7 protein-coding genes are annotated in these 10,646 nt (G+C 63.7%); 4 read left to right on the top strand and 3 right to left on the bottom strand.

From position 1 onward, the window contains the following. Window positions 1–480, top strand: a 480-nt coding sequence (locus tag AC3WK8_RS31735) for a glycerophosphodiester phosphodiesterase (protein ID WP_103327136.1), incomplete at its 5' end; no start/stop codon positions are given. A 42-nt stretch (window positions 481–522) separates the two neighbouring features. Here AC3WK8_RS31735 and sthA read toward each other — a convergent pair. After that, window positions 523–1,917, bottom strand: a complete 1,395-nt coding sequence (gene sthA / locus AC3WK8_RS31730; RefSeq protein WP_103327134.1) for a Si-specific NAD(P)(+) transhydrogenase — start codon at window positions 1,915–1,917, stop codon at window positions 523–525. 201 nt (window positions 1,918–2,118) lie between these two features. Further along, on the bottom strand, window positions 2,119–3,114 hold the full coding sequence (locus AC3WK8_RS31725; RefSeq protein ID WP_103327132.1) for an FAD:protein FMN transferase: 996 nt from the start codon (window positions 3,112–3,114) through the stop codon (window positions 2,119–2,121). Window positions 3,115–3,405: 291 nt separating this feature from the next. Here AC3WK8_RS31725 and AC3WK8_RS31720 point away from each other — a divergent pair, with 291 nt between their 5' ends. Next, entirely contained in the window at window positions 3,406–4,707 is a 1,302-nt protein-coding gene (locus AC3WK8_RS31720) for an MFS transporter (protein ID WP_053138641.1), read from the top strand. A gap of 69 nt (window positions 4,708–4,776) precedes the next feature. On the opposite strand, the gene AC3WK8_RS31715 is transcribed toward AC3WK8_RS31720, so the two are convergent. Continuing rightward, window positions 4,777–6,240, bottom strand: a complete 1,464-nt coding sequence (locus tag AC3WK8_RS31715; RefSeq protein WP_085597094.1) for a glyceraldehyde-3-phosphate dehydrogenase — start codon at window positions 6,238–6,240, stop codon at window positions 4,777–4,779. Window positions 6,241–6,593: 353 nt separating this feature from the next. Here AC3WK8_RS31715 and mfd point away from each other — a divergent pair, with 353 nt between their 5' ends. Together mfd and AC3WK8_RS31705 are read left to right on the top strand one after the other, a co-directional pair. After that, window positions 6,594–10,043 carry a transcription-repair coupling factor gene (mfd, locus tag AC3WK8_RS31710; RefSeq protein WP_053138633.1) on the top strand — a complete coding sequence of 1,150 codons (3,450 nt, stop codon included), beginning with the start codon at window positions 6,594–6,596 and terminating at the stop codon, window positions 10,041–10,043. Between the two features lie 10 nt (window positions 10,044–10,053). After that, window positions 10,054–10,623 carry a CsiV family protein gene (locus AC3WK8_RS31705; RefSeq protein WP_022643356.1) on the top strand — a complete coding sequence of 190 codons (570 nt, stop codon included), beginning with the start codon at window positions 10,054–10,056 and terminating at the stop codon, window positions 10,621–10,623. Window positions 10,624–10,646: the final 23 nt, after the last annotated feature.

Here is a 10,646-nt window from a genome sequence, read left to right as displayed (position 1 = left end):
GGCTGGGTCAGCCCCTGCCCCATTCCACGCCTGGAAGAATTGTTCGAGAAATGCGACTTCGAGCACTGGCAACTGGAGGTCAAGAGCGCCTCGCGCACCCGCGCCGCCACCACCGTGCTGGCGATACGCGAAATGGCCCAGCGCTTCGGCCTGCTGGATAAGGTCACCGTGACCTCGAGTTCCCGCGAAGTCCTCAAGGCCGCGCTTGAACTGACCCCGGACCTGTCCCGCGGACTGGTAGCCGAATACGCCTGGCTCGACCCGTTGAAAGTCGCCCAGAGCTATGGCTGCGAGATTCTTGCGTTGAACTGGACCCTGTGCACCCCGGAACGCCTGCAACGGGCGCAGCGCCAGGGCCTGCATGTGTCAGTGTGGACAGTCAACGAGCCAGCGCTGATGCGCAGGCTCGCCGACTTCGGCGTAGACAGCCTGATTACAGACTTTCCCGGTTTGGCCAGCGCCACCCTCGAGAATTACTGAAATCGGTCTCCCCGGCCGGCTCAGGCCACCGGCCGGAGCCGCTCAAAAAAGCCGGTTGAGGCCGTCGTACGCAGCTACCCGATAGGCTTCGGCCATGGTCGGGTAGTTGAAGGTGGTGTTGACGAAGTACTTCAGGGTATTGAGCTCGCCCGGCTGGTTCATGATCGCCTGGCCGATGTGGACGATCTCCGATGCCTGGTAGCCGAAGCAGTGCACGCCCAGCACCTCCAGGGTCTCGCGGTGGAACAGGATCTTCAGCATGCCTTGCGGCTCACCGGCGATCTGCGCCCGGGCCATGCCCTTGAAGAACGCCTTGCCCACTTCGTAGGGCACCTTGGCCTGGGTCAGTTCCTGCTCGTTCTTGCCGATCGAGCTGATCTCGGGAATGGTGTAGATCCCGGTCGGCACGTCGTTGACGAAACGCCAGCTGCCATTGTCGACGATGCTGCCGGCAGCGGAACGCCCCTGGTCGTGGGCGGCACTGGCCAGGCTCGGCCAGCCGATCACGTCGCCGGCGCCATAGATGTTCGGCACGCTGGTGCGGTAGTTCTCGTCCACCTCGATCTGGCCACGGCCATTGACCTTGATCCCGATGTTCTCCATGCCCAGCTTGTCGGTGTTGCCGGTACGGCCGTTGCACCAGAGCAAGGCGTCGGCCTTGATCTTCTTGCCGGACTTGAGGTGCAGGATCACGCCGTTATCCACACCCTCGACCCGCTCGTACTCTTCGTTATGGCGCACGGTGATGTTGTTGTTGCTGAAGTGATAGCTCAGGGCCTGGGAAATCTCCGAGTCCAGGAAGCTGAGCAACTGGCCACGGTTGTCCACCAGTTCCACCAGCACCCCAAGGCCGCTGAAGATCGAGGCGTATTCGCAACCGATCACCCCGGCGCCATAGACGATGAGCTTGCGCGGGGTATGGCCGAGACTGAGGATAGTGTCGCTATCGTAGATCCGCGGGTGGTTGAAATCGATGTCCGCCGGGCGATAGGGACGCGAGCCGGTGGCGATGATGATGTGCTTGGCCACCAGTTTTTCCACCACGCCATTGGCGCAGACCACTTCGACCGTCTGCTCGTCGGCGAAGCTGCCGGTACCGATGAATACGTCGACCCGATTGCGCGCGTAGTAGCCGGTACGCGAGGCCACCTGCTTGGAGATGACCTTCTCCGCGCTCTTGAGCACGTCCGGGAAGGAGAACCAGCGCGGCTCGCCGATGGCCCGGAACATCGGGTTGGTGTTGAACTGCATGATCTGCCGGACCGAGTGACGCAAGGCCTTGGACGGGATGGTACCCAGGTGCGTGCAGTTACCGCCGACCTGGCGACGGCTGTCGACCATCGCCACCTTGCGTCCTGCTTTCGCGGCGTTCATCGCCGCACCTTCTCCTGCGGGGCCTGAACCCAGCACCACTACGTCGTAGTTGTAGACAGCCATGCGTACTCCTCAGAACAGGCCGCGATGCCCGCTTGGCATCGACGGCTAAATCATGCCGCGGCCAGCGACATGAAGGATCAATTTGGCTCGGTTACGAACCCGGGCACAGTCTATAGAAGCGTCAACGCCGCGCACATTAACCCTTGGTCGCGTCGTAAGCTACTTTTGCCTGCACTACGGCGCCCACAACCCCATGCAAGGTCAGTTGGCCTGCCCGGCGAACAATTGCTCGAACGCCGGATTGCCACGTGTGACGAAACCTGTATCGGCACGCAGCACAAAAAATGCGGCGATATCGTGTTTTTCTGCATAGTCCCAACCAGCCTCGGGACCGAGGATCAGCAACAACGTCGACAAGCCATCGGCCATCAGCGCCGAGCGGTGGACCACCGTTACCGCCGCCAGCTTGTGGGTAATGGGCCGGCCGAGCCGGGCATCGAAGGTGTGGGAATAACGCTGGCCATCCTGCTCGAAGTAATGACGGTAGTCGCCGGAGGTGGAAACGCCATAACCGTCCACCGCGATCACTCGCTCGGCCACTTGCCGATCATCCCGGGGCTCCTCCAGGGCGACGCGCCAGGGTGCGCCTCCAGGCTTGCGCCCGGCCGCCTTGAGCTCGCCAGTGGCCTCGGCGAGATAGCTGGAGATACCCAGCTCCCCGAGCCGCGCCGCGATGCGATCCACAGCGTAGCCAGCAGCGATACTGTTGAAGTCCACCTCCACCGCCGCGTCCTTGCACAGTTGGGCGCCCTCGATGCGCAGCAACCCATGCCCCACACGCTGGCGCACCTGGGCCAGCGCTGCCACGTCCGGCACCTTCTCGACGCGCCCTTGCGGGCCGAATCCCCAGAGATCCAGCAGCGGCTCCACCGTCAGGTCGAAGGCACCGTCACTGTCCCGGGACAGTTGCTCGCCAAGCCGGACCAGTTGCAGTACCGGCCCGGGCATGGGCTGGCAACTGTGGGCGGGCAAGCCATTGAACCTTTCGATATCCGAATCGCTGCGATAGTTGGACATCTGCCGGTCCACCTCGGCCAGGATCGCCTCGACTTCGGCCTTGACCGCCGGGGCCGCAGGTCCGCCCTCCGGCTTGACGTACTGCACCGACCAGGTACTGCCCATGGTCGGACCGGAGACAGTTTCCAGCCGCTCCCCGGCGCCACACCCGGCCAGCGACGCCATCACCGCGCACCACATCCACCACCTGCAAGCTGCCAAGTCCACCTCTTCCGATCCGCGCCCTACCGGGCCTGCCCGCCAAACAACGGGCCATTATGCGACAGACGCCAGGCTCCCGGCGCGCCCAGGCCGAGAGCAAAGCCACGAACCAGAGGCTCGGGCCACGACCGAGAGTTTTAGTTGCCTGGCGCCGCCCACACACATATTGTTACAAAACTGTTCAGTGTGCAGCCTCGCGCCCCCACCTTTGCAGTGAGGACGACCAATGACCAGGGATTGCTAACAAGACAGCCAAAGTGAGTGCAAAACATGTCCACGACCACGGGCAAAGGCAAGGCGATCTTTCGCGTTGTCAGCGGCAACTTTCTCGAGATGTTCGACTTCATGGTCTATGGCTTCTACGCCACGGCGATCGCCAAGACCTTCTTCCCCGCCGACAGCGCCTTCGCGTCGCTGATGCTGTCCCTGGCGACCTTCGGTGCAGGCTTCCTGATGCGCCCCCTGGGGGCGATCTTCCTTGGCGCCTACATCGACCGTCATGGCCGCCGCCAAGGCCTGATCATCACCCTGGCGCTGATGGCCGCCGGCACCGTATTGATCGCCTGCGTCCCCGGCTACGCCACCCTCGGGGTGGCCGCACCGCTGCTGGTCCTGCTCGGCCGCCTGCTGCAGGGTTTCTCCGCCGGCGTGGAGCTGGGTGGCGTGTCGGTATACCTGGCCGAGATCTCCACTCCCGGCCGCAAGGGCTTCTTCGTCAGCTGGCAATCGGCGAGCCAACAGGCCGCGGTGGTGTTCGCCGGCTTGCTGGGCGTAGGCCTGAACCACTGGCTGAGCCCGGAGCAGATGGGCGACTGGGGCTGGCGCGTACCGTTCCTGGTGGGCTGCATGATCGTGCCGGCCATCTTCATGATTCGTCGTTCCCTGGAGGAAACCCCGGAATTCCAGGCACGCAAGCATCGTCCGACCCTGCAGGAAATCGTGCGCTCCATCGGCCAGAACTTCGGCATCGTCATCGCCGGCATGGCCCTGGTGGTGATGACCACCGTGTCCTTCTACCTGATCACCGCCTACACCCCGACCTTCGGCAAAGCCGAATTGCACCTGTCCGACTTGGACTCGCTGCTGGTGACCGTGTGCATCGGCGCGTCCAACTTCTTCTGGTTGCCGGTCATGGGTTCGCTGTCGGACAAGATCGGGCGCAAGCCACTGCTGCTGGGTGCCACCATCCTGGCGATTCTCACCGCTTATCCGGCGTTGTCCTGGCTGGTGGCCAACCCCAGCTTCAGCCACCTGTTGATCGTCGAGCTATGGCTGTCCTTCCTCTATGGCTCGTACAACGGTGCCATGGTGGTGGCCTTGACCGAAATCATGCCCGCCGAAGTCCGTACCACCGGTTTCTCCCTGGCCTATAGCCTGGCCACCGCGACCTTTGGCGGCTTCACTCCAGCAGCCTGCACCTACCTGATCCACGTGCTGGACAACAAGGCCGCTCCCGGGATCTGGCTCAGCGGCGCCGCCGTGCTGGGGCTGATCGCCACCCTGGTGCTGTTCCACGGCAACCGCCATGCCCTGCGGACCGCGCAGGCGGCCGTGACTGGCGGCGCTCAGTAAACCCATCGCGGCAATCGCCACAAACAAAAACGCCCCGACAAGTCGGGGCGTTTTCACATCGATAGACGCTTAGCGTGGGAACGCTGGCGGGTTGACCCCGGCCATGTCTTCCATCACGCGCACTACCTGGCAGCTGTAACCGAATTCGTTGTCGTACCAGACGTACAGGACAACGCGGTTATCGTTGCAGATGGTGGCTTCAGCATCGACCACACCGGCGTGGCGCGAACCGACGAAGTCGGTGGACACCACTTCCTGGGAATTGACGAAGTCGATCTGCTTGTGCAGATCCGAGTGCATGGCGGTCTGGCGCAGGTACTCGTTGATCTCGTCGCGGGTGGTGGCCTTTTCCAGGTTCAGGTTGAGGATGGCCATCGACACGTTCGGCGTCGGCACACGGATCGCGTTGCCGGTCAGCTTGCCCTTGAGCACAGGCAGCGCCTTGGCGGCAGCGGTGGCGGCACCGGTCTCGGTGATCACCATGTTCAATGGCGCGGCGCGGCCACGACGGCTGCCCTTGTGGAAGTTGTCGATCAGGTTCTGGTCGTTGGTGAACGAGTGAACGGTTTCGACGTGGCCATTGACGATGCCGTACTGGTCGTTCACGGCCTTGAGCACCGGCACGATGGCGTTGGTGGTGCAAGAAGCAGCGGAAACGATCTTGTCGTCAGGGGTGATTTCACCGTGGTTGATGCCGTGCACGATGTTCTTCAGCGCGCCCTTGCCAGGTGCGGTCAGGACCACGCGGGCAGCGCCCGGGCAGGCCAGGTGCTGGCCCAGGCCATCGGCATCGCGCCATACACCGGTGTTGTCGACGATCAGCGCATCGTGGATGCCGTACTGGGTGTAGTCGACTTCGCTCGGGCTCTTGGCGTAGATCACCTGGATCAGGTTGCCGTTGGCGGTGATGGTGTTGTTTGCTTCATCGATGGTGATGGTGCCGTTGAACGAACCATGCACCGAGTCGCGACGCAGCAGGCTGGCGCGCTTGGTCAGGTCGTTCTCGGCACCCTTGCGCACCACGATGGCGCGCAGGCGCAAGCCGTCGCCGCCACCGGTCTTCTCGATCAGGATACGCGCCAGCAGGCGACCGATACGGCCGAAGCCGTACAGCACTACGTCAGTGCCCTTGCGCGCCGAGGCGTTTTGTTGGCCCACGACATCGGCCAGCTCTTCGCGAACGAACTGTTCGGCGGTGCGGCCATTGCCCTGGGTTTTGAATTTGACAGCCAACTTGCCCAGATCAACCGAGGCTGCGCCGAGCTTGAGCTCGCTCATGGCCTTCAGGAGAGGGAACGTTTCGTGGACGGACAATTCGCTGTCGTCGGACTGACGATGGCGAGCAAAGCGGTGAGCTTTGAGAATCGCGATGACAGACTGGTTGATCAGGCTGCGGCCATAGATCGAGCTCACCACATTGTTGTTGCGGTAGAGCTGACCGATAAGCGGAATCATCGCTTCTGCGAGTGCTTCACGGTCGATCCATTCACCAAGACACTGGTCGGGCTTCTGAGTCACGGGAACCTTCCACATGTAGGGGCAGAAAAAAGGGGCTACATTATGCCGCCCAGAGCCTCCTCTAGCAATGCGCGCCTGTCGTGCGGAACGTAACAAAAGCCCTTGCAAAAAAATTGACACCGCGCTGCAGCCCAGTAAACACGCGGCTTCCAGCGACGCCAATTTTTACCCGCGCCAGGCCTTCTGTCCGTAACCCTCCGTAACACCGCCCGAAATCGGCACTACATCTTGCCGTCAAAAGCCGATTATTTTGTCATTGCCACTACATTTTCCCTAACTGGCCCAATCGACACATCAGCCACTGACAGTGGCGACCCCGGCCCGTTACAATTACCGACTTTGTCGCAACGCCTGGAGCTTGACCGTCCGTGCCTGTCCTGCGTCTACCGCTACTCCCCGCCGCCACCGGGAAACAGCACTGGGGCAATCTGCCCGGTGCCGCCCTGAGCCTGGCCATCGCCGAAGCCGCCAGCGCCGCCAAGCGCTTCACCCTCCTGCTGACCGCCGACAGCCAAAGCGCTGACCGGCTGGAACAGGAGCTGAGCTTCTTCGCCCCGGATCTGCCGGTCCTGCATTTCCCTGACTGGGAAACCTTGCCCTACGACCTGTTCTCGCCGCACCAGGACATCATTTCCCAGCGCATCGCCAGCCTCTATCGGCTGCCGGAACTGGAGCACGGCGTGCTGGTGGTACCGATCACCACCGCCCTGCACCGCCTGGCGCCAACCCAGTTCCTGCTGGGCAGCAGCCTGGTGCTGGACGTGGGCCAGAAGCTCGACGTGGAGCTGATGCGCACCCGCCTGGAAGCCAGCGGCTATCGCTATGTCGACACGGTTTACGAGCACGGTGAGTTCACCGTGCGTGGCGCGCTGATCGACCTGTTCCCCATGGGCAGCAAGCTGCCCTACCGCATCGACTTGTTCGATGACGAGATCGAGACCCTGCGCACCTTCGACCCGGAAAACCAGCGTTCCATCGACAAGGTCGACTCGGTGCGCCTGCTGCCGGCCAAGGAATTCCCCCTGCAGAAAGAAGCCGTGACCCGCTTCAAGGCACGCTTTCGCGAACGCTTCGACGTGGACTTCCGCCGCTGCCCGATCTTCCAGGACCTGACCAGCGGGATCACCCCCGCCGGCATCGAGTACTACCTGCCGCTGTTCTTCGAAGAAACCTCGACCCTGTTCGACTACCTGCCCCAGGACACCCAGGTGTTCTCCCTGCCGGGCATCGAGCAAGCCGCGGAAAACTTCTGGAACGACGTGCGCAACCGCTACGAAGAACGCCGGATCGACCCTTCGCGGCCCTTGCTGCCGCCGGCCGAGCTGTTCCTGCCGGTGGAAGACTGCTTCGCCCGGCTGAAGAACTGGCCACGAGTGGTGGCCAGCCAGCAAGACATCGAGACCGGCGTCGGCCGCGAGCGCTTCCCGGCGCGCGAGCTGCCAGATCTTGCCATCGAGGCCAAGGCCAACCAGCCGCTGGCGGCCCTTTCCAGGTTCCTCGACGAATTCCCCGGGCGGATACTCTTCACCGCCGAATCCGCCGGGCGCCGGGAGGTGTTGCTGGAGCTGCTGGAGCGCCTCAAGCTGCGCCCCAGGACCGTCGACAACTGGCCGGACTTCGTCGCCAGCAAGGAGCGCCTGGCGATCACCATCGCCCCCCTGGATGAAGGCCTGGCCCTGGACGAACCGGCTTTGGCGCTGGTCGCCGAAAGCCCGCTGTTCGGCCAACGCGTGATGCAGCGCCGGCGCCGGGAGAAACGCGCCGACGCCAGCAACGACGCGGTCATCAAGAACCTCACCGAGCTGCGTGAAGGCGCGCCGGTGGTGCACATCGACCATGGCGTGGGCCGCTACCTGGGCCTGGCGACCCTGGAGATCGACAACCAGGCCGCCGAATTCCTCACCCTGGAGTACGCCGAGGGCGCCAAGCTCTACGTGCCGGTGGCCAATCTGCACCTGATCGCCCGCTACACCGGCAGCGACGATGCCCTCGCCCCCCTGCACCGCCTGGGCTCCGAGGCTTGGCAAAAGGCCAAGCGCAAGGCCGCCGAACAGGTGCGCGACGTGGCCGCCGAGCTGCTGGATATCTATGCCCGGCGGGCGGCCCGCGAAGGTTATGCCTTCGCCGACCCCAAGGCCGACTACGCCACCTTCAGTGCCGGCTTCCCCTTCGAGGAGACTCCGGACCAGCAGAGCACCATCGAAGCGGTGCGCGAGGACATGCTCTCGCCCAAGCCGATGGACCGCCTGGTCTGCGGCGACGTAGGCTTCGGCAAGACCGAAGTGGCCATGCGCGCCGCGTTCATCGCCGTGCATGGCGGCAAGCAGGTGGCGATCCTGGTCCCCACCACCCTGCTCGCCCAGCAGCACTACAACAGCTTCCGCGATCGCTTCGCCGACTGGCCGGTGACCGTCGAGGTCATGAGCCGCTTCAAGTCGGCCAAGGAAGTCAGCGCCGCCGTGGCGGACCTGGCCGAGGGCAAGATCGACATCGTCATCGGCACTCACAAGCTCTTGCAGGACGATGTGAAGATCAAGAACCTGGGCCTGGTGATCATCGACGAGGAACACCGCTTCGGCGTGCGCCAGAAGGAGCAGCTCAAGGCCCTGCGCAGCGAAGTGGACATCCTGACCCTGACCGCCACCCCGATCCCGCGGACGCTGAACATGGCGGTCTCGGGCATGCGCGACCTGTCGATCATCGCCACGCCACCGGCCCGGCGCCTGTCGGTGCGAACCTTCGTCATGGAGCAGAACAAGAGCACGGTCAAGGAGGCCCTGCTGCGTGAACTGCTGCGTGGCGGCCAGGTGTACTACCTGCACAACGATGTGAAGAGCATCGAGAAATGCGCCGCCGACCTCGCCGAACTGGTGCCCGAAGCGCGGATCGGCATCGGCCACGGGCAGATGCGCGAGAGCGAGCTGGAACAGGTGATGAGCGACTTCTATCACAAGCGCTTCAACGTGCTGATCGCCTCGACCATCATCGAGACCGGCATCGACGTGCCCAGCGCCAACACCATCATCATCGAGCGCGCCGACAAGTTCGGCCTGGCCCAGCTGCACCAATTGCGCGGTCGCGTCGGTCGCAGCCACCACCAGGCCTACGCCTACCTGCTGACCCCGCCACGCCAGCAGATCACCACGGATGCAGAAAAGCGCCTGGAAGCCATCGCCAATACCCAGGACCTGGGCGCCGGTTTCGTGCTGGCCACCAACGACCTGGAAATCCGCGGTGCCGGCGAGCTGCTGGGCGATGGCCAGAGCGGCCAGATCCAGGCCGTCGGCTTCACCCTGTACATGGAGATGCTGGAGCGGGCGGTGAAGGCCATTCGCAAGGGCGAACAGCCGAACCTCGACCAGCCCCTGGGCGGCGGCCCGGAAATCAACCTGCGCTTGCCGGCGCTGATTCCCGAGGATTACTTGCCGGACGTCCATGCCCGGCTGATTCTCTACAAGCGCATCGCCTCGGCCACCGACGAAGACGGCCTGAAGGACATGCAGGTGGAGATGATCGACCGCTTCGGCCTGCTGCCCGAGCCGACCAAGAACCTGATCCGCCTGACCCAGCTCAAGCTCCAGGCCGAGCAACTGGGGATCAAGAAGATCGACGGTGGCCCTCAGGGCGGGCGCATCGAGTTCGCCGCGGACACGCCGGTGGACCCGTTGGCGCTGATCAAGCTGATCCAGGGCCAGCCCAAGCGCTACAAGTTCGAAGGCGCGACCCTGTTCAAGTTCATGGTGCCGATGGAACGCCCGGAAGAGCGCTTTAATACATTGGAGGCCCTGCTTGAGAGCCTCACCCCGAAAACAGCTTGAAGGACGCCCCATGCGCCTGTTCCGCTCCTTGCCCCTGCTCCTGGCCCTGGTCGTCGCGCCGATGGCCCTGGCCGATGACCTGTACCAGGTGGAAATGATCCTGGTCCGCCAGAATGCCGAACCCCAGATCATCAGCCGCGCCGCGCCGGAGGACTGGGCCGCCGGCGCCCAGCGCCTGGGGCCGGACAGCCAGCGCACCCCGGCCCTGGGCGGGATCGTCGAGAAGCTCGGCGCCAGCGGCAACTACAGCGTGCTGCTGCACCGAGCCTGGCAACAAAACCTGGGAGAAACCCCGGTCAAGGTCGCCATCAGCGACGGGCCCGAGCAGTTCGGCCAGTTCCCCATCGAGGGCACCCTGGGCCTGACCCTCGGGCGCTTCACCGACGTGAATGCCGACTTCTGGGTCAACCAGATCGACAGCAACGGCCTGGTGACCCGCAGTGAGCGCCTGAAGCAGCAGAGCCATACCAAGAATGGCCAGCTCAACTACCTGGATAACGGCCACCTGGCGCTGCTGATCAAGATCACCTCGCTGACCGCACCGGCACCGCGCCCTGCCCCAACTGAAATTCCGGACTGATCGAAGTCCCTATGACCCCGCCC

The organism is Pseudomonas sp. FW507-12TSA, assembly GCF_058781435.1.
Note: the sequence above shows the minus strand (reverse complement) of the source record. Positions and strands in the feature narration are given on the sequence as shown.